The organism is Streptomyces sp. NPDC056161, assembly GCF_042268025.1.
In the GTDB taxonomy this organism is placed as follows: domain Bacteria; phylum Actinomycetota; class Actinomycetes; order Streptomycetales; family Streptomycetaceae; genus Streptomyces.
The window spans coordinates 1-17,543 of record NZ_JBHJUV010000066.1 but is presented as its reverse complement, the minus strand read 5'-3'; the positions used below and the strand labels follow the sequence as shown (position 1 = coordinate 17,543).

Sequence of the window (17,543 nt, the reverse complement as noted above, 5' to 3'; positions counted from 1 at the left end):
CACTCGCCCACCGGCAGCAGCCCCCTGATAGGGGCGCGGGGAACTGCGCAACCAGCCCCACCCCAACCCGCACCCGCCACCCCGGCGACACCCACCCACCAGGCCGGCGCCCCGCCAGAACGCCGGACGCGAAAGCCCCCCTACTTCCGATAAATCGCCTCGATCTCATCGGAAAAGTCCTTCGCCACAACATTCCGCTTCAGCTTCAGCGACGGAGTCAGATGCCCCGACTCCTCAGTGAACTGCGCATCCAGCACCCGGAACTTCCGCACGGACTCCGCCTTCGACACCGCCGCGTTCCCGTCGTCCACCGCTTCCTGGATCGCCGCGAGCAGATCCGGGTCCTCGCGCAGCGATGCCACGCCGGCCCCCGCCGCCTTGCCGTGGTCGCCGGCCCAGCGGCCCAGGAACTCCTCGTCGAGGGTGATCAGCGCGCCGACGAACGGCCGCCCGTCGCCCACCACCATGCACTCCGCGACCAGCGCGTGCGCCCGGATCCGGTCCTCGATCACGGCCGGGGCGACGTTCTTGCCGCCCGCGGTGACGATGATCTCCTTCTTGCGGCCGGTGATCCTGAGGTAGCCGTCCTCGTCGAGGGTGCCGATGTCACCGGTGTGGAACCAGCCGTCGGCCAGCGCCTCCGCGGTCGCCGCCTCGTTGTTCCAGTACCCCTTGAAGAGGTGATCGCCGTGCAGCAGCACCTCGCCGTCGTCCGCGATGCGGATCACGGAACCCGGCAGCGGCTGGCCGACCGTGCCGATCTTCTGCCGGTCCCAGGGGTTGAACGCGGTCGCCGCGCACGACTCGGTCAGGCCGTAGCCCTCCAGGACCGTGAAGCCGATGCCCCGGAAGAAGTGGCCGAGGCGCTCGCCCAGCGGGGCGCCGCCGGAGATCGCGTACTCGCCGCGCCCGCCGAGCACCGCGCGCAGCTTGCCGTAGACCAGCTTGTCGAAGGTCCGGTGCTTGATCCGCAGCCCGAGGGGCGGGCCGGACGGGGTGTCCAGCGCCTTGCTGTAGGCGATGGCGGTGTCCGCCGCCTTGTCGAAGATCTTCCGCTTGCCGTCCGCCTGCGCCTTGGCCCGCGCCGAGTTGTAGACCTTCTCGAAGACCCGCGGCACGCCCAGGATCAGCGTCGGGCGGAACGCGGCCAGCTCGTCGGTGAGGTTCTTGGTGTCGGGGACGTTGCCCAGCTTGATCGGCGCCATCATCGGCGCGATCTGCACCAGCCGGCCGAAGACGTGCGCGAGCGGCAGGAACAGCAGGACCGAGCACTCACCGGTGCGGAACAGCGGCCGCAGCCGTTCGACGATGTTGCCGCACTCGGCGAAGAACGCCCGGTGGGTGAGCACACAGCCCTTGGGGCGGCCGGTGGTGCCGGAGGTGTAGACGATGGTCGCCACGTCGTCGGCCTTGGCGAGCGAGCTGCGCTCCTCCACCGTCGCGTCGGCCAGGTCCCGGCCGAGCCGGCCCAGCTCCGCCACGCCCCCGGCGTCGATCTGCCAGACGTGCCCGAGGGCGGGCAGCCCGTCGCGCACCGCCTCGACGGCGGCGGCGTGCCCCTCCTGCTCCACGACGCAGGCGGTGGCGCCCGAGTCGGAGAGGATCCACTGCACCTGCTCGGGCGAGCTGGTCTCGTACACGGGCACGGTGACCGCGCCCGCGCTCCAGATGGCGAAGTCGAGGAGCGTCCACTCGTAGCGGGTGCGGGACATCAGGCCGACCCGGTCGCCGGGCCGGACGCCGGACGCGATGAGCCCCTTGGCGGCGGCGCGCACCTCGGCGAGGAACGCCTCGGCCGTCACGTCCTGCCAGACACCGTCCACCTTGCGGGCGATGACGGCGACGTCGGGATGCTGCGCGGCGTTTCTGCGCACGATGTCGGTCAGATTCCCGTCCGTGGGGACCTCGTACAGAGCCGGAAGGCTGAACTCGCGCAAGACTGCTGCTCCTCATAGGGCGCCGGCGCCACGACGTGGTGCGATGCGACGGTGCGGTCCAAGGCTCGGGCAGATGCTCCGGTGCCCGCCAGGAGCCTTTCGGCCCGTTGGTCGAGATCCAGAGCACGACTGGGCTGCCCGGACGTTACCCGCCGGTATGGCTTCTTCGACAGGGGGGCCCGGCGAGATGTCTGCTGCGTCACACAGATCGGTGTTCCTTCGCGCACAGTAGTCCACGCGTTTCCTGACTGGCCAGTAACCGCTGGCGCGGCCGTCACTGTTCACGTATGCCGCACAGGCATACCCTTGATCGCCATGGCACCCACACCTGCCGCTGACCGAAGGACCCGTGTGCACGTGATCAGCGACGTGCACGGCAACGCCCGTGACCTGGCCCGGGCCGGCGAGGGCGCCGACGCCCTGATCTGCCTCGGCGACCTCGTGCTCTTCCTCGACTACGCCGACCACTCACGCGGGATCTTCCCCGATCTGTTCGGTGCTGAGAACGCCGACCGCATCGTCGAACTGCGCACCGCCCGCCGCTTCGAGGAGGCGCGCGCCTTCGGGGCCCGGCTGTGGGCGGGCCTCGGCGGCGACCGGGCCGCCGCCATCGAGAAGGCGGTGCGCCGGCAGTACGCCGAGCTGTTCGCCGCCTTTCCCACGCCGACGTACGCGACCTACGGCAATGTCGACATGCCGCCCCTGTGGCCGGAGTACGCCCGGCCCGGCACCACGGTCCTGGACGGCGAGCGGGTGGAGATCGGCGGCCGGGTCTTCGGCTTCGTCGGCGGCGGGCTGCGCACCCCGATGCGGACGCCGTACGAGATCGACGACGAGGAGTACGCGGCCAAGATCGAGGCGGTGGGCGAGGTCGACGTGCTGTGCACGCACATCCCGCCCGAGGTGCCGGAACTCGTCTACGACACGGTGGCCCGCAGGTTCGAGCGGGGCAGCCGGGCGCTGCTGGACGCGATCCGCCGCACCCGGCCCCGCTACAGCCTCTTCGGCCACGTCCACCAGCCGCTCGTCGGGCGGATGCGGATCGGCCCCACCGAATGCGTGAACGTCGGGCACTTCGCGGGCACCGGCAGGCCCTGGGCGCTCGAATGGTGAGGCGCGCCCGGCCGGCGCGGGCGGCGCAGACCGCCGGGCCCGTGCGCGGGCGGTGCCGACACCGGGTCGCGCAGGGTGTGGGCGGTGCCGTCGCCGCAGGCCGTGCGCACGGTGCGGACGGGGTGAATCCCGGGAGCCGCGCGCACGGTGCGGGCCGTTCGGACGGGGTGAGGCCGGTGCCCGGACGCGCGGTAGCCTTCACGCTGCACACACGTGCGCACGACGACCTCTCTGTAACCGGTCTGCACCGGCCCCGCATCCGGAGGAGCCACGGCGATGGCGGAACACACCAGCTCAAGCATCACGATTGAGGCGGCACCCGCCGACGTCATGGGGGTGATCGCCGACTTCGCCCGATATCCGGACTGGACCGGTGAGGTCAAGGAGGCGGAGGTCCTCGGGACCGACGACCGGGGCCGCGCCGAGCAGGTCCGCCTGGTCATGGACGCCGGGGCGATCAAGGACGACCAGACCCTCGCCTACACCTGGACCGGCGACCGGGAGGTCTCCTGGACCCTGGTGAAGTCGCAGATGCTCCGCTCCCTCGACGGCTCCTACCTCCTCGAACCGGCGGGCGCGGACGCCACCCAGGTGACGTACCGGCTGACCGTGGACGTCAAGATCCCCATGCTCGGCATGATCAAGCGCAAGGCGGAGAAGGTCATCATCGACCGGGCCCTGGCGGGGCTGAAGAAGCGGGTCGAGTCGGGGGAGAAGTAGCCGGGAGGAGCGGGCGGGCGCAGTCCGCGGCGGCGCGGGCGGCGGCGGTGGCTGCGCGCCGGGCCGGCCCGCACGAGTAGCGTTCACTCTTATGCGCACCATCCTGATCACGGGTCCGGGCGGCTCGGGCCGTACGACCGTAGCCGCCGCCACCGCCCTGCGTGCCGCGGGCGACGGCACCCGGACCCTCGTCCTGAGCGCCGACCACGCGGACGCGCTCGGCGCCGCGCTGGGCGTGCCCACGGGACCCGAGCCGATCCGGACCGCGTACGGCCTCACCGCCCGGCGTCCCGACGCGGCAGCCGGGTTCCGCGACGACCTCACCGCGTTCCAGAGCCGCGCCACGGGAGTCCTCGACCTCCTCGGTGCCGCCCGCCTCGACCCGGAGGAGGTCACCCCCCTCCCCGGCACCGAGGAACTGTCCTTCCTGCGCGCCCTGCGCGACGCCGCCCTCTCGGACCGCTACGACCTGCTCGTCGTCGACCTCCCGCCCACCCCGCAGGCCCTCGCCCTGCTCGCGCTGCCCGAGGAGCTGCGCCGCTATCTGCGCCGTCTGCTCCCGCCCGAGCGCCAGGCCGCCCGCGCCCTGCGCCCCGTGCTCGGCCGCCTCGCGGGCGTCCCGATGCCCGCCGAGTGGCTGTACGACACGGCGGCCCGCTGGGACGTCGAGCTGGCCGCGGTGGAGGCCGTCGTGCGGGACCCCGCCACGACCGTACGACTGGTCGCCGAACCGGGACCGGCCGGCGCGGCCGCCGTGCCCGCCGCCGTCCTCGGCCTCGCGCTGCGCGGGCTGCGCACCGAGGCGGTGATCGCCAACCGGGTGCTGCCCGAGACCGGGCCCGAGACCTGGCCGGCCGGGCTGGTCGCCCAGCAGCGCAAGACCCTCGCCGACTGGCGGGAGGCGTACGACGTCCACCCGGTCGCCCACCTCGGCCGCGATCCGCACGGCACCGACGACCTCGCGGCGCTCGACGTGCCGGCCGGCGGCACGGCACCCGCTCCCGTCGAGTGGACCGTGGCCGACCGGATCGCCGAGGACGGCGTGCTCGTCTGGCACATCCCGCTGCCCGGCGCGATACGCGACGAACTCGACCTGGTCCGGCGCGGCGACGAACTCGTCGTCACCGCGGGCCCGTTCTGCCGGATCGTTCCCCTGCCGTCCGCCCTGCGCCGCTGCACCGTCGCCGGGGCCGCGCTGCGCGACGGCGAGCTGCACATCCGGTTCGCCCCGGACCCGGACCTGTGGCCGCGCCGGCACTGACGGCCGGGCCGCCGGGCGGCGGGGTCGCCGGGAGGTGGGGTGGTCGGGCGGCGGGGGCGCCGGGAAGTGGGGGTCCCGGGCTGCCGGGCGGGGTGACGGCACTGACGTGCGCCGGGCGCCGGGCGCCGGGGGTGAGTGACGGGCGGGCCAGGGACCGTCCGGCGGGCGGGGCCGGGCGATGTCCGGTGCGGTCACCGGTGTGGGTGTGGTCTCCGGGGCGGTGCGCCCAGCGACCAGGGGGCAGTGAACCCCGCACGCCCATTCGGGTAACGTCGTAGGGACGAACCGTAGTCAGGAGTCCGTCATGAGCGATGAGCGCCCCACACCGGACGCCTCGGAGCCGCAGCCGGCCGACGAGGTACGGGCCACCGACGCCGACGCCTGGGCCACGGCCTGCGCCGAGGACCTCGCGGCGGAGAAGGCCCGCCGCCGCGCCCAGTACGGCCCGCCGCCGGGCTCGGCCGCCGAGGAACTGCGCAAACTCGTCGACGCGGTCGCCGACCGGCTGTCCGGATTCCAGCCCCCGCTCCTCGGCGCGGTCGCCGGGCCCGCCGCCCAGCAGGTGGTGCGGCAGGTGGTGCAGCAGGCCAAGGCGGCGGTCGAACCCGTCATAGAACGCAACCCGGCCGTCTTCGACCACCTGGCCGCGGCCGGCAGCGAACTGCTCGCCGCCTACCGTTCGGCCGCCGAGTCCCAGGAACGCCGCTGGACGTCCGCGCCGGAGGATCTGAAGGGCGACTCGAAGGACGCCCCGAAGGACGACCGCGGGGACGGCCGGAAGGACCGCGGCGACCGCGGCGAGGGCACCGGTCCCGGCGAACGCATCGACTTGGACTGACAGCCCCCTCGGGTACGGTTGGCCGTAGCGGGGCTCGACCGAAACTGAGGGATACATGGGACTCACCATCGGCGTCGACATCGGTGGTACGAAGATCGCGGCCGGCGTGGTCGACGAGGAGGGCAACATCCTCTCGACCCACAAGGTGCCGACTCCGGACACGTCCGAGGGCATCGTGGACGCCATCGCCTCGGCGGTGGAAGGCGCCCGCGCCGGACACGAGATCGTCGGCGTGGGCATCGGTGCGGCCGGATACGTGAACCGGCAGCGCTCGACCGTCTATTTCGCGCCCAACATCCAGTGGCGCCAGGAGCCGCTGAAGGAGAAGGTCGAGGCCCGCGTGGGCCTGCCGGTGGTCGTGGAGAACGACGCCAACGCGGCCGCGTGGGGCGAGTACAAGTTCGGTGCGGGCAAGGGCCATCGCAACGTCATCTGCATCACCCTCGGCACGGGCCTCGGCGGCGGCATCATCATCGGCAACAAGCTGCGCCGCGGACACTTCGGCGTGGCCGCCGAGTTCGGCCACATCCGGATGGTCCCGGACGGCCTGCTGTGCGGCTGCGGCTCGCAGGGCTGCTGGGAGCAGTACGCGTCGGGCAGCGCCCTGGTGAGGTACGCCAAGCAGCGCGCCAACGCCACCCCGGAGAACGCGGAGATCCTGCTCGGCCTCGGCGACGGCACCCCGGACGGCATCGAGGGCAAGCACATCTCCATGGCCGCCCGTCAGGGCGACCCGGTCGCCGTCGACTCCTACCGCGAACTGGCCCGCTGGGCCGGAGCCGGTCTCGCCGATCTGGCCTCCCTCTTCGACCCGTCCGCGTTCATCGTCGGCGGCGGCCTCTCCGACGAGGGCGAACTGGTCCTCGACCCGATCCGCAAGTCCTACAAGCGCTGGCTGGTCGGCGGCAACTGGCGGCCGGTCGCCGAGGTCATCGCCGCCCAACTCGGCAACGACGCGGGCCTGGTCGGCGCGGCGGACCTGGCCCGGGAGCCCGACCCCATCATGTGACCGCCCCGGCCCGCCCGCCCCGGAGCGCGGACCACCGCGCGGGCCGCCACGACGGCCGGCAGCCGCGCTGCCGGCCTCCGCGCCCCGGGGCCCCGGGCGGCCGAATCCCGCCCACGGCTAGTGCCTCGGCAGGCAACGTTTGCCCGTCAAGGAGCGGCGTTCGGTGCGTGCTCTCGGTGTGCTGGCCGGAAGTCCTCGTACTGGACGTACTTGGGCTTTCGGCCGGTGCGGCGAGAGTGCGTGCCGGGCGTCGCGACGGGGCGAACGTTGCCTGTCGGGGCACTAGATTGATCGCATGCCAACACCCCCGCCGCTGCCCAACTCCCGAACCGAAGCCGACGGTTCCGCGATCGTCCGCGTGCTGAGCTACAACATCCGCTCGATGCGCGACGACACCGCCGCCCTCGCCCGGGTGATCAGCGCCTGCGCCCCCGACCTGGTCCTCCTCCAGGAGGCTCCCCGGTTCTTCCGCTGGCGCAAGAAGCTGGCCCGGCTCGCGGCCGCGTCGGGACAGGTGATCCTCTCCGGTGGTGGGACGGCGGCGGGACCGGCGATCCTGTGCACGCTGCGGGCGACCGTCGAACGGACCGAGGACGTACTGCTCCCGCTCACCCCCGGACTGCACCGGCGGGGCTTCGCCACCGCCGTCGTACGGTTCGGTGGCGCCCGGCTCGGCGTGTTGAGCTGCCATCTGAGCCTCCAGGGCGACGAACGGTACGAGCAGGGCGGGATGCTGCTGGACCGGCTGGCCGGGATGGGCGTCGAGCACGCGGTGGTCGGCGGCGACCTCAACGAACGGCCCGACGGCCGTACCTTCCGGCGGCTGGCCGAAGGGCTCCGGGACGGCCGGACCGCCGCGCCGTGGGGCGGCGAGCACACCTCGACGCCCGGCGATCCGCGGCAGCGCATCGACGCGATCTTCGTGACCAAGGGGGTCGAGGTGCTGGGGTGCGGCGTGCCGCACGGACTGCCGGGAGTGACCGAGCGGGACCTCAGGGCGGCGACGGATCACCTGCCGGTGCTGGCCTCGGTGCGGATTCCGGCGGCCTGAGCGCTCCGCCGGCAGTGCCGCCCCGCGCCGTCGTTCGTCCGCGGCGGCGTCGCGGCCGGTCACGCGCAAATTTCTCGGCGTTCTCGGCCTGCCCGGCGTGCTCGGTGTGCCCGGTGTGCGCGGTGTTCTCTGCGTGCTCGGCTTAGCTCGAACAGGGCGACCCCCACCGCGGCGGAGCCGCACCCCGGGACAGCGGGGCCGCATGCCGGGCGGACCTGTGGTCCGCCGCGGAACCGCGGCGGACCACAGGTGGCCGGGGTCAGTGGTGGGTCACACCACCGCGCCCCGTTCCGGATCGTCGTTCTCGTCGTCGTCCGTGCGCATCCGCGTCACCAGCGTGACGAAGCCGCCGAGGAAGCCGCCGATGCCGACCGTCGCGAGCCACCACGTCATGTCCCAGCCGAGCAGCACCGCCACCAGGAGCAGGATCGGGCCGCCGACCACGCCGAGCCAGGCGAACCTGGCGGTCGTGTCGGTGGCCGGCAGCGGCGGTGGCTCGGGCGGCACGAAGTGGCCCTCGTCGTCCTCGTCGAAGTCGCTGTCGGACGGCTCGGGCGGACTGTAGTCGCGCGGGCCGCCCACACCGGGAGCGAAGGAGACGGAGCCTCCCAGGGGCCCCGCGGGCCCCTTCGTACCGACGCCGCCCTGGCCGGCGGCCTTGTCGCCGTCGCCGGCCGCCTCGGCTGTCGCGTCGTCGGTGTCGCTGTCGGTGTCGCTGTCGTTGGTCTCCGGTTCGAGCAGCGCCAGGTCCTCGACCGACTTGAACGGCTTGGCACCTGGCGGATCCGGTGGTTCCTCGCCGTACCCGGCGACGATCGCCGCCCAGGCGGCGGCCTCGTCGAAGGGCACGCCCTTCTCGTCCGGCTCGCGGTCCTCGCGGTCGGAGTCGTGCTCAGCCAACTGCGGCCGTCCCTTCCTTGCCGACACTGGGTGCGAGCCGGCCGATGAAGGCGAGGCTCTCCTCGAAGATCCGGCCCGCGTCGTGGTCCAACGTCGCGACGTGGTAGCTCTGTTCCAGCACGACCTCCGTGACGTCCGTCGACGAGACCCGGCTCAGCACCCGGGCCGGGTCGGCCGCGGGCACCACGTGGTCCCGTGCGCTGCGCAGGAGCAGCAGCGGCTGGGTGACCTGCGGCAGCTCGCCGTCTACCAGGCGGAGGAAATTCCGCAGGGAGTGCGCCGCGTGCAGCGGCACCCGGTCGTAGCCCAGCTCTGTCGCGCCGGGCTTCGCGATGTCGTCGGTGATCCCCTTGACCGAGGGAACCAGGTGGCGGGCCACCGGAAGGGCGCGCGCGGCGAGGCCGGGCATCCTGTTCACCGGGTTGACGGCCACGACGCCGGCCACCGCCTCCCCGTGCCGGGCCGCCAGCCGCAGGGCCAGCGCCCCGCCCATCGACAGCCCCGCCACACACACCAGCCGACAGCGCTCGCGCAGCAGCCGCAGTTCGCGGTCCACCTCCGCGTACCAGTCCTGCCAGGCGGTGAGCTGCATGTCCTGCCAGCGCGTGCCGTGTCCGGGCAGTAGTGGCAGCGACACGGTCAGACCGTGTGCCGCGTGGTGCTCCGCCCAGGGGCGGAGCGACTGAGGAGAGCCGGTGAAGCCGTGGCAGAGGAGGACACCCACCTCCCCGCCGTCATGGCGGAACGGCTCGGCTCCGGGCAGAACCGGCACCTGAGGTCTCCTGTTCATGAGAGGGACATGAATGACTGCGGGTTCAGCTTCACCGTACGCGACCGCACTGACACCGACCAGGGCCGTCGGGTCCATCGGCGGCCCCGCGGGTTAAGGTCTCATCGACGGAAACAGGAGGCACGCGGTTGTTGTACGGGACGATGAAAGTCGCCATCGGGGGGCCGCTGAAGGTCGCCTTCCGACCCTGGGTGGAAGGTATGGAGCACATTCCGGCCACCGGCCCCGCCATCCTGGCGAGCAATCACCTGTCCTTCTCGGACTCGTTCTTCCTGCCGGCGGTCCTCGACCGCAAGGTCACCTTCATCGCCAAGGCCGAGTACTTCACCACGCCCGGGATCAAGGGCCGGCTGACGGCCGCGTTCTTCAAGGGCGTGGGGCAACTGCCCGTGGACCGCTCCGGTGCGCGCGGCGCCGGTGAGGCGGCGATCCAGAGCGGTATCGAGGTGCTGGCGCGCGGCGAGTTGTTCGGGATCTACCCGGAGGGCACGCGCTCGCCCGACGGCCGGCTCTACCGGGGCAAGCCCGGCGGACTCGCCCGGGTGGCACTCGCCTCCGGCGCGCCGGTGATCCCGGTCGCGATGATCGACACCGAGAAGATCCAGCCGCCCGGGAAGGTCGTCCCGAAGCTGATGCGGCCGGGCATCCGCATCGGCCGTCCCCTGGACTTCAGCCGCTACCAGGGCCTGGAGCACGACCGTTTCGTCCTGCGCGCGATCACCGACGAGGTCATGTACGAGATCATGAGGCTGTCGGGTCAGGAGTACGTCGACATCTACGCGACCGCGGCCAAGCGGCAGATCGCGGAGGCCGCCAAGTCGGCCAAGAAGGACGAGCGGGACCAGTAGGACCGGCGGGCACGGCAGGACGAGCAGGACCGGCGGGGCCGTCAGGGCCGGTGGGCCGGCGGGACCGACGGACGGCAGGACCGGCGGGACGGGCGCGGGAAACGGCGAACGGCCGGCCGGGGCCCGGGGCGCGCCGGGCCAGGGGGTGGGGGAGATGCCCGGACGCGAACGAGTCATGAGGATGTCGGTCGAGCAGCCGCTGTGGCGTGCGCTCGCCGCCTACCGCGTGCTGACGATGCTGTACGCCATCGGCCTGTACGCCACCGCGTACGACCGGTTCGCCCGGCCCTGGGTCGCCCTGTCCTACTACGGCGTCCTGCTCGTGTGGACCCTCGCCACCCTGCCCAAGGTGGCGGGCGCGGCGAGCTGCACCAGGCGGTTCCTCGCCGCCGACCTGACCATCGCGCTCACCGGCATCCTCCTCACACCGGTCGCCGACGCCCACCAACGGGTCACCGACGGCGGGCCGACGCTGCCGTCGATATGGACTGCGGGCTCCGTGCTGGCCTTCGCCGTCAAGGGCGGCTGGCGCTGGGCGGCGTTCGCGTCGACCACCGTCGCCGCCGCCAACCTGGTCGAGCGCGGCAGCCCGGCCCGCGACACCGTGCACAACGTGATCCTCGTCTGGGTCGCGTCCATCGCCATCGGATACGTCGTCGAGGTCGCCCGCGCCTCCGAACGCACCCTGGCCCGCGCCCTGGAGATCGAGGCGGCGACCAGGGAACGGGAGCGGCTGGCCCGGGACATCCACGACGGTGTGCTCCAGGTGCTGGCGATGGTGCAGCGGCGCGGCGCGGTCATCGGCGGGGAGGCGGCCGAGCTGGGCCGGCTGGCGGGCGAGCAGGAGGTGGCGCTGCGCACGCTGGTCTCCGGCGGGCTGGTACCCGTCTCGCGGGCGTCGGAGGACGCGGCGGAAGGGGCGGTCGTCCGGGTCGTGGAGGAGCCGGACGACACCGGTGGCCCCGTCGACCTGCGCGCGCTCCTCGCCCCGTACGCGGGTGCCCGGGTCAGCCTGGCCGAGCCCGGCGCCCCGGTGCCGATGCCGCCGGGCGCCGCACGCGAGCTGGCCGCGGCGGTCGGCGCGGCCCTGGACAACGTCCGCAGGCACGCGGGCGAGGACGCCCGTGCCTGGATCCTCGTCGAGGACGAGCCCGGCGAGCCCGGTGAGATCGTCGTGACCGTACGGGACGATGGACCCGGCATCCCGGCGGGGCGGCTCGCGCAGGCCGAGGGCGAGGGGCGGCTCGGGGTGGCCCTGTCGATCCGGGGGCGGCTGCGCGACCTGGGCGGCAGCGCCGAGCTGATCTCGGTGCCGGGGCAGGGCACCGAGGTCGAACTGAAGGTTCCGAAGGACGCCTGACGGGCGTGGGGGAAGGCGGGGAGACGATGAGCGAGCAGCAGGACCCGATCAGGGTCATGGTGGTCGACGATCATCCGATGTGGCGCGACGCGGTCGCCCGGGACCTGGCCGAGGCGGGCTTCCAGGTGGTGGCCACCGCCGGGGACGGCGAGCAGGCGGTGCGCCGGGCCCGCGCGGCCGGGCCCGACGTCCTGGTGCTCGACCTCAACCTGCCCGCCAAACCGGGGGTCCAGGTCTGCAAGGAACTGGTCGGCGCCGATCCGCGGCTGCGGGTCCTGGTGCTGTCGGCGAGCGGCGAGCACGCGGACGTGCTGGAGGCCGTGAAGTCCGGTGCGACGGGCTATCTGCTGAAGTCGGCGTCCACGGAGGAGCTGTTGGACGCGGTGCGCCGCACCGCGGCCGGCGACCCGGTGTTCACGCCGGGCCTCGCCGGGCTGGTCCTCGGCGAGTACCGGCGGCTGGCCGCGGAGCCGGGTCCGGCCCAGGACGCCGACGACCCCAAGGCACCGCGGTTGACCGACCGCGAGACCGAGGTGCTGCGCCTGGTCGCCAAGGGCCTGAGCTACAAGCAGATCGCCGAACGCCTCGTCATCTCCCACCGCACGGTCCAGAACCACGTGCAGAACACCCTCGGCAAGCTCCAACTGCACAACCGGGTGGAGCTGGTGCGGTACGCGATAGAGCGCGGGCTCGACGACGAGTGAACCCCACGCCTGGATTTCACTCTTTCGAGTGGATCTGTGAGGTCCGGAATGATCAACTGGCGCGCAATTCAGTGGAATTGACCATCCCACCCATCCCGGAGTGACCTGGATCACTATTAGCGTTTCCTTCACCAGGCAACCGCGGCGAAGGGACATTTCCATGCGGGTCGGAGTACTCACCGGAGGCGGCGACTGCCCCGGGCTCAATGCCGTCATCCGCGGCGTCGTCCGCAAGGGCGTGCAGGAGTACGGCTATGACTTCGTCGGCTTCCGGGACGGCTGGCGGGGACCGCTCGAAGGCGACACGGTCCGCCTCGACATCCCCGCGGTGCGCGGCATCCTGCCCCGCGGCGGCACCATCCTCGGCTCGTCGCGGACCAATCCGCTCAAGATCGAGGACGGCATCCGCCGGATCAAGGAGAACCTCGCCAAGCAGGAGGTCGAGGCCCTGATCGCGATCGGCGGCGAGGACACCCTGGGCGTGGCCGCGCGGCTGTCCGACGATTACGGCCTGCCGTGCGTCGGCGTCCCGAAGACCATCGACAACGACCTGTCCGCCACCGACTACACCTTCGGCTTCGACACCGCCGTCGGCATCGCCACCGAGGCCATCGACCGGCTGCACACCACCGCCGAGTCGCACATGCGCGTCCTGGTCGTCGAGGTGATGGGCCGTCACGCCGGCTGGATCGCCCTGCACTCCGGCCTCGCCGGCGGCGCCAACGCCATCCTCATCCCGGAGCAGCGCTTCGACGTCGACCAGGTGTGCGCCTGGGTGACCTCCCGGTTCAAGGCGTCGTACGCCCCGATCGTGGTCGTCGCCGAGGGCGCCATGCCCAAGGACGGCGACATGGTGCTCAAGGACGGGTCGCTGGACTCCTTCGGGCACGTACGGCTGTCCGGCGTCGGCGAATGGCTGGCCAAGGAGATCGAGAAGCGGACCGGCAAGGAGGCCCGCACCACGGTCCTCGGGCACGTGCAGCGCGGCGGCACGCCGAGCGCGTTCGACCGGTGGCTCGCCACCCGGTTCGGCCTGCACGCCATCGACGCCGTCCACGAGGGCGACTTCGGCAAGATGGTCGCCCTGCGCGGCACCGACATCGTCCGCGTCCCGATCGCCGAGGCCACGGCCAAGCTGAAGACGGTCGACCCGAAGCTGTACCAGGAGGTCGGCGTCTTCTTCGGCTGACCCCGCGTCACCTCCCGTACCACCGGGCCACAGCAACCGCTACGAACGCCGCCGCGCCCCGCGCGGCGGCGTTCGTCGTGCCCGGCGCACCCCAGGCACCGCGGGGGCGCGGGCGGAGCGCGCGGGGCGGGCTACCGGGTGGACCGCCGCACGGGGATCGCGGCCGTGCCGCGCAGCGCGGCCACCAGTTCCCGCACGATTGCCGCGCCGTTCAGCGTCAGGACCGACTCCGGGTGGAACTGCACGCCCGCGAACCCCGGCCCCCGTACGGCGTGCACCTCGCCGTTCGCGGCCCGGCTCACCTCGACGCCGTGCGCGCCCAGTTCCCGGTAGGCGTCCTCGTCGCAGCGCGCCACGAAGCTGTTGTAGAAGCCGACGGTCTCCCGGCGCCCGAACAGGTCGACGGCGGTCTGCGCCCCCTGGTGGGGCACCTCCTTGCGGACGATCTCCAGACCCAGCTCGGCCGTGATCAGCTCGTGGCCCAGGCAGACCCCGAGCACCCCGTGCCGGTGGGCCCGGATCACGTCGGCGGTCAGCTCCCGCAGGAACCGCATCTTGGGGTCGGTCAGGTCCGAGGGATCCCCGGGGCCCGGACCCAGCACCACCGGTCCCGCGTGGGCGAGCACCGCCTCCCGCAGGCCCGGCTCGTCGTAGCGCCGCACGGCCACCGTCAGCCCGCCGGAGCGCAGCACGTGCGCCAGCATCGCCGTGAAGGTGTCCTCGCCGTCCACGACCAGGGCGTGGCCGCTCAGGTCCGCCGTGTGCTCCTGCATCCGCAGCCAGAACGGCGCGAGCGAGGCCCGCCGCCCGTCCAGCGCCGCCCGCACCCGGGGGTCGTCCGCGAGCCGGGGCCGCGTCCCCTCGGCCCGCGGCGGCCCCGGGCGGACGCCCAGGGCCGCCAGCACGCCCGCCGCCTTGGCGTGCGTCTCCGCCACCTCGCCCGCCGGGTCCGAGCCCCGCACCAGCGTCGCGCCGACCGGGACCCGCAGCCGGCCGGCCGCGTCGATGTCGGCGGTGCGGATCAGGATGGGGGAGTCCAGGGTCTGCGCGCCCCCGGAGTCCCGGCCGAGCAGGGCGAGGGCGGCACCGTAGTACCCGCGCCCGCCGACCTCGTGCCGCTCGATCACCCGGCAGGCGTTCTGCACCGGCGACCCGGTGACGGTGGCGGCGAACATGGTCTCCCGCAGCACCTCCCGCACGTCCAGCGAGGACTTCCCGCGCAGCTCGTACTCGGTGTGCGCGAGGTGCGCCATCTCCTTCAGCCGCGGGCCGACGACCACCCCGCCCATGTCGCCGACGGTGCACATCATCTTCAGTTCCTCGTCGACGACCATCGACAGCTCCTCGATCTCCTTGCCGTCGGCGAGGAAGTCCAGCAGGTGCTCGGGGGTCGGTCCGCCCTCCGGGTAGCGGTACGTCCCGCTGATCGGGTTCATCACGACGGTGCCGCCGGACATCCGTACGTGCACCTCGGGACTGGCCCCGACCAGCGTCCGCCCGCGCCCCTGCGGGGAGGGCGCTCCGGGCCCTCCCCGGTCCCCGGCACGCACGACGTCCCCGGTGTGCACGACGAAGGTCCAGTAGGCGCCCCGCTCGCCCACCAGGAGCCGCCGGAACAGCGCGAGGGCGTCGGCCCGTGAGAAATCGCGGATCCGTCCCTCGTACGTCCGCCGGATCACGAAGTTGGCGCCCTCGCCCGCCCCGATCTCGTCACGCAGCACCCGCCCGACGATCCCGGCGTACTCCTCGTCGTCGACGTCGAAACCTCCGTCGTCGACGCGCACGGCGTGCGCGGGCAACTGCTCCAGCGCCTCGGCGAGCGGGATCTCGCGGGTCTCCTGCGGGGTCAGCGCCAGCAGGGGCGTGCCGTCGTCGCGGACGTCGAAGCCGCGCTCCCGGATCTGTCGGAAGGGCACCAGCGCAAGCCCCTCGTCGGGCAGGTCGGCGAGCCGGTCGCAGGTGCGCACCGGGCCGACGAACAGTTCCACGGTGTCCTCGTCGCGGCCGGGCGTGCGGCGGCGCAGCAGGGCGAAGGGGCGGGTGTCGTGCAGCAGGTCCAGCAGGTCCATGGTCCGTCGTCCTTCTCGGTGGTCCCGTCGGCCCGGCAGATCAGGTCACGCGGATCTGCCGGGTCGGTCGGAGGAGAGGGACGGCCCCGCAAACGCCGAAGGCCGCCCCTCGGGCGGCCTTCGCGAAATCGTGCGTACGCGCGTCAGTGGGCCGCCTCGGAAGCGGTCCACCACCAGGTACAGGTCGAATGCGCGAACATGCCCGGAACCCTATCGCACGATCCGGCCGTCCACAGTCCAGTCGGGGCGTCTCATCCTTCGGTCCGCGGGCCGGGGCGGCGACCCGACCCCGTAATGTTTACGAGGTGACCGTGAACGCTAAGACCAGCGCGAGCGCTGGCAACACCTGGCACGACCTGCCCGCGGCGCAGCAGCCCGAGTACCCCGACCCCGAGGCGCTGCGCGCGGCGATCGCGGACCTTGAGTCGTATCCGCCGCTCGTGTTCGCGGGCGAGTGCGACCAGCTGCGCGCCCGGATGGCGTCCGTCGCCAAGGGTGAGGCGTTCCTGCTCCAGGGCGGCGACTGCGCCGAAGCCTTCGACGCGGTGTCCGCGGACCACATCCGCAACAAGCTGAAGACGCTGCTCCAGATGGGCGCGGTGCTGACGTACGCGGCGTCGGTGCCGGTGGTGAAGGTGGGCCGGATCGCGGGCCAGTACTCCAAGCCGCGTTCGAAGCCCGTGGAGACCCGTGATGGGGTGACGCTGCCGGTGTACCGGGGCGACTCGGTCAACGGTTTCGACTTCACCGAGGCCAGCCGGATCCCGGACCCGGAGCGGCTGAAGCGGATGTACCACGCCTCCGCCTCGACGCTGAACCTGGTGCGCGCGTTCACCACCGGCGGCTACGCGGATCTGCGGCAGGTGCACGCCTGGAACCAGGACTTCGTGAAGTCGTCCCCGTCGGGCCAGCGCTACGAACAGCTGGCCCGGGAGATCGACAACGCGCTGAACTTCATGCAAGCCTGCGGCGCGAACCCGGAGGAGTTCAAGACGGTCGAGTTCTTCTCCTCCCACGAGGCGCTGCTGCTCGACTACGAGTCTGCGCTGACCAGGGTCGACTCCCGGACCGGGAAGCTGTACGACGTGTCGGCGCACATGGTGTGGGTCGGCGAGCGCACCCGGCAGCTGGACCACGCGCACATCGAGTTCGCCTCCAGGATCAGCAATCCGCTGGGGATCAAGCTGGGTCCGAGCACCACGGCCGAGGAGGCGCTGCGCTACGTCGACCGCCTCGACCCGGAGCGTGACCCGGGCCGGCTGACCTTCATCGTCCGGATGGGCGCCGACAAGATCCGGGACCGGCTTCCCGAGCTGGTCGAGAAGGTGACGGCGTCGGGCGCGGTGGTGGCCTGGGTGACCGATCCGATGCACGGCAACACGTTCGAGGCCGCGTCGGGGCACAAGACCCGCCGGTTCGACGACGTACTGGACGAGGTCAAGGGCTTCTTCGAGGTGCACAAGTCGCTCGGCACCCACCCGGGCGGCATCCACGTCGAGCTGACCGGGGACGACGTCACCGAGTGCGTGGGCGGCGGCGACGAGATCTTCGTCGACGATCTGCACCAGCGCTACGAGACGGCCTGCGACCCCCGCCTGAACCGCAGCCAGTCGCTCGACCTGGCCTTCCTCGTCGCCGAGATGTACCGGGACCAGTGACACGGGCCGACCGGTGACACAGGTCGCCGGCGGGACACGAGCAGCGGGACACGAGCAAGCGGGAGACGAGCGGCGGGGCGCGGATCACACACGATC

16 protein-coding genes are annotated in these 17,543 nt (G+C 72.6%); 11 read left to right on the top strand and 5 right to left on the bottom strand.

Features of this window, described 5'->3' with window-relative positions; translation table 11 throughout:
- Positions 1 to 140: 140 nt before the first annotated feature.
- Positions 141 to 1,937: an AMP-dependent synthetase/ligase gene (locus ACFC09_RS39175; protein ID WP_376536676.1), complete on the bottom strand. Its 1,797-nt coding sequence runs from the start codon at positions 1,935 to 1,937 to the stop codon at positions 141 to 143.
- A gap of 315 nt (positions 1,938 to 2,252) precedes the next feature.
- Between ACFC09_RS39175 and ACFC09_RS39170 the strand changes: the two genes are divergently transcribed.
- The 6 genes from ACFC09_RS39170 (at position 2,253) to ACFC09_RS39145 (ending at position 7,929) form a co-directional block, all read left to right on the top strand.
- A complete protein-coding gene (locus ACFC09_RS39170; RefSeq protein WP_376536674.1) occupies positions 2,253 to 3,050 on the top strand; it encodes a metallophosphoesterase in 798 nt (265 codons plus the stop codon).
- Positions 3,051 to 3,326: 276 nt separating this feature from the next.
- The gene (locus tag ACFC09_RS39165) at positions 3,327 to 3,770 is read left to right on the top strand and encodes an SRPBCC family protein (protein WP_376536672.1); all 444 of its coding nucleotides are present in this window, start codon (positions 3,327 to 3,329) and stop codon (positions 3,768 to 3,770) included.
- 91 nt (positions 3,771 to 3,861) lie between these two features.
- Entirely contained in the window at positions 3,862 to 5,031 is a 1,170-nt protein-coding gene (locus ACFC09_RS39160; RefSeq protein ID WP_376536670.1) for an ArsA family ATPase, read from the top strand.
- 304 nt (positions 5,032 to 5,335) lie between these two features.
- Positions 5,336 to 5,869 (top strand): DUF5304 domain-containing protein, encoded by a 534-nt coding sequence (locus tag ACFC09_RS39155; protein ID WP_376536668.1) that lies wholly within the window; start codon positions 5,336 to 5,338, stop codon positions 5,867 to 5,869.
- A 55-nt stretch (positions 5,870 to 5,924) separates the two neighbouring features.
- Positions 5,925 to 6,878 carry an ROK family glucokinase gene (locus ACFC09_RS39150; RefSeq protein WP_376536666.1) on the top strand — a complete coding sequence of 318 codons (954 nt, stop codon included), beginning with the start codon at positions 5,925 to 5,927 and terminating at the stop codon, positions 6,876 to 6,878.
- Positions 6,879 to 7,173: 295 nt separating this feature from the next.
- Positions 7,174 to 7,929 carry an endonuclease/exonuclease/phosphatase family protein gene (locus ACFC09_RS39145; RefSeq protein ID WP_376536664.1) on the top strand — a complete coding sequence of 252 codons (756 nt, stop codon included), beginning with the start codon at positions 7,174 to 7,176 and terminating at the stop codon, positions 7,927 to 7,929.
- Between the two features lie 270 nt (positions 7,930 to 8,199).
- Here ACFC09_RS39145 and ACFC09_RS39140 read toward each other — a convergent pair whose 3' ends face one another.
- Positions 8,200 to 8,829, bottom strand: a complete 630-nt coding sequence (locus tag ACFC09_RS39140) for a hypothetical protein (RefSeq protein ID WP_376536662.1) — start codon at positions 8,827 to 8,829, stop codon at positions 8,200 to 8,202.
- Positions 8,822 to 9,601 carry an alpha/beta hydrolase gene (locus ACFC09_RS39135; RefSeq protein WP_376536660.1) on the bottom strand — a complete coding sequence of 260 codons (780 nt, stop codon included), beginning with the start codon at positions 9,599 to 9,601 and terminating at the stop codon, positions 8,822 to 8,824. The genes ACFC09_RS39140 and ACFC09_RS39135 overlap by 8 nt, the downstream gene beginning before the upstream one ends.
- A gap of 146 nt (positions 9,602 to 9,747) precedes the next feature.
- Here ACFC09_RS39135 and ACFC09_RS39130 point away from each other — a divergent pair, with 146 nt between their 5' ends.
- The 4 genes from ACFC09_RS39130 to ACFC09_RS39115 all read left to right on the top strand — a co-directional run bounded on the left by ACFC09_RS39130 (position 9,748) and on the right by ACFC09_RS39115 (position 13,720).
- Positions 9,748 to 10,467, top strand: coding sequence for a lysophospholipid acyltransferase family protein (locus ACFC09_RS39130; RefSeq protein WP_376536658.1), 720 nt, complete (start codon positions 9,748 to 9,750; stop codon positions 10,465 to 10,467).
- 154 nt (positions 10,468 to 10,621) lie between these two features.
- Positions 10,622 to 11,827, top strand: coding sequence for a MacS family sensor histidine kinase (gene macS / locus ACFC09_RS39125; protein ID WP_376536656.1), 1,206 nt, complete (start codon positions 10,622 to 10,624; stop codon positions 11,825 to 11,827).
- Between the two features lie 26 nt (positions 11,828 to 11,853).
- Positions 11,854 to 12,531, top strand: coding sequence for a response regulator (locus tag ACFC09_RS39120; protein ID WP_376536654.1), 678 nt, complete (start codon positions 11,854 to 11,856; stop codon positions 12,529 to 12,531).
- Between the two features lie 160 nt (positions 12,532 to 12,691).
- Complete coding sequence (locus ACFC09_RS39115; RefSeq protein ID WP_376536652.1) at positions 12,692 to 13,720, top strand: 6-phosphofructokinase; 1,029 nt, start codon at positions 12,692 to 12,694, stop codon at positions 13,718 to 13,720.
- A 131-nt stretch (positions 13,721 to 13,851) separates the two neighbouring features.
- Here the strand turns inward: ACFC09_RS39115 and ACFC09_RS39110 are convergent, their stop codons facing one another.
- Together ACFC09_RS39110 and ACFC09_RS39105 are read right to left on the bottom strand one after the other, a co-directional pair.
- Positions 13,852 to 15,789, bottom strand: coding sequence for an anthranilate synthase family protein (locus ACFC09_RS39110; RefSeq protein ID WP_376536650.1), 1,938 nt, complete (start codon positions 15,787 to 15,789; stop codon positions 13,852 to 13,854).
- Between the two features lie 143 nt (positions 15,790 to 15,932).
- Positions 15,933 to 15,989: a trp operon leader peptide gene (locus tag ACFC09_RS39105; protein ID WP_376536730.1), complete on the bottom strand. Its 57-nt coding sequence runs from the start codon at positions 15,987 to 15,989 to the stop codon at positions 15,933 to 15,935.
- A 105-nt stretch (positions 15,990 to 16,094) separates the two neighbouring features.
- Between ACFC09_RS39105 and ACFC09_RS39100 the strand changes: the two genes are divergently transcribed.
- Positions 16,095 to 17,447 carry a class II 3-deoxy-7-phosphoheptulonate synthase gene (locus ACFC09_RS39100; RefSeq protein ID WP_376536648.1) on the top strand — a complete coding sequence of 451 codons (1,353 nt, stop codon included), beginning with the start codon at positions 16,095 to 16,097 and terminating at the stop codon, positions 17,445 to 17,447.
- Positions 17,448 to 17,543: the final 96 nt, after the last annotated feature.

What these genes read in the sequence shown, in the direction of transcription:
- ACFC09_RS39170 (WP_376536674.1), top strand. Translation starts at nt 2,253, where the DNA reads ATGGCACCCACACCTGCCGCTGACCGAAGGACCCGTGTGCACGTGATC.
- ACFC09_RS39165 (WP_376536672.1), top strand. Translation starts at nt 3,327, where the DNA reads ATGGCGGAACACACCAGCTCAAGCATCACGATTGAGGCGGCACCCGCC.
- ACFC09_RS39160 (WP_376536670.1), top strand. Translation starts at nt 3,862, where the DNA reads ATGCGCACCATCCTGATCACGGGTCCGGGCGGCTCGGGCCGTACGACC.
- ACFC09_RS39155 (WP_376536668.1), top strand. Translation starts at nt 5,336, where the DNA reads ATGAGCGATGAGCGCCCCACACCGGACGCCTCGGAGCCGCAGCCGGCC.
- ACFC09_RS39150 (WP_376536666.1), top strand. Translation starts at nt 5,925, where the DNA reads ATGGGACTCACCATCGGCGTCGACATCGGTGGTACGAAGATCGCGGCC.
- ACFC09_RS39145 (WP_376536664.1), top strand. Translation starts at nt 7,174, where the DNA reads ATGCCAACACCCCCGCCGCTGCCCAACTCCCGAACCGAAGCCGACGGT.
- macS (WP_376536656.1), top strand. Translation starts at nt 10,622, where the DNA reads ATGCCCGGACGCGAACGAGTCATGAGGATGTCGGTCGAGCAGCCGCTG.
- ACFC09_RS39120 (WP_376536654.1), top strand. Translation starts at nt 11,854, where the DNA reads ATGAGCGAGCAGCAGGACCCGATCAGGGTCATGGTGGTCGACGATCAT.
- ACFC09_RS39115 (WP_376536652.1), top strand. Translation starts at nt 12,692, where the DNA reads ATGCGGGTCGGAGTACTCACCGGAGGCGGCGACTGCCCCGGGCTCAAT.
- ACFC09_RS39110 (WP_376536650.1), bottom strand. Translation starts at nt 15,789, where the DNA reads ATGGACCTGCTGGACCTGCTGCACGACACCCGCCCCTTCGCCCTGCTG.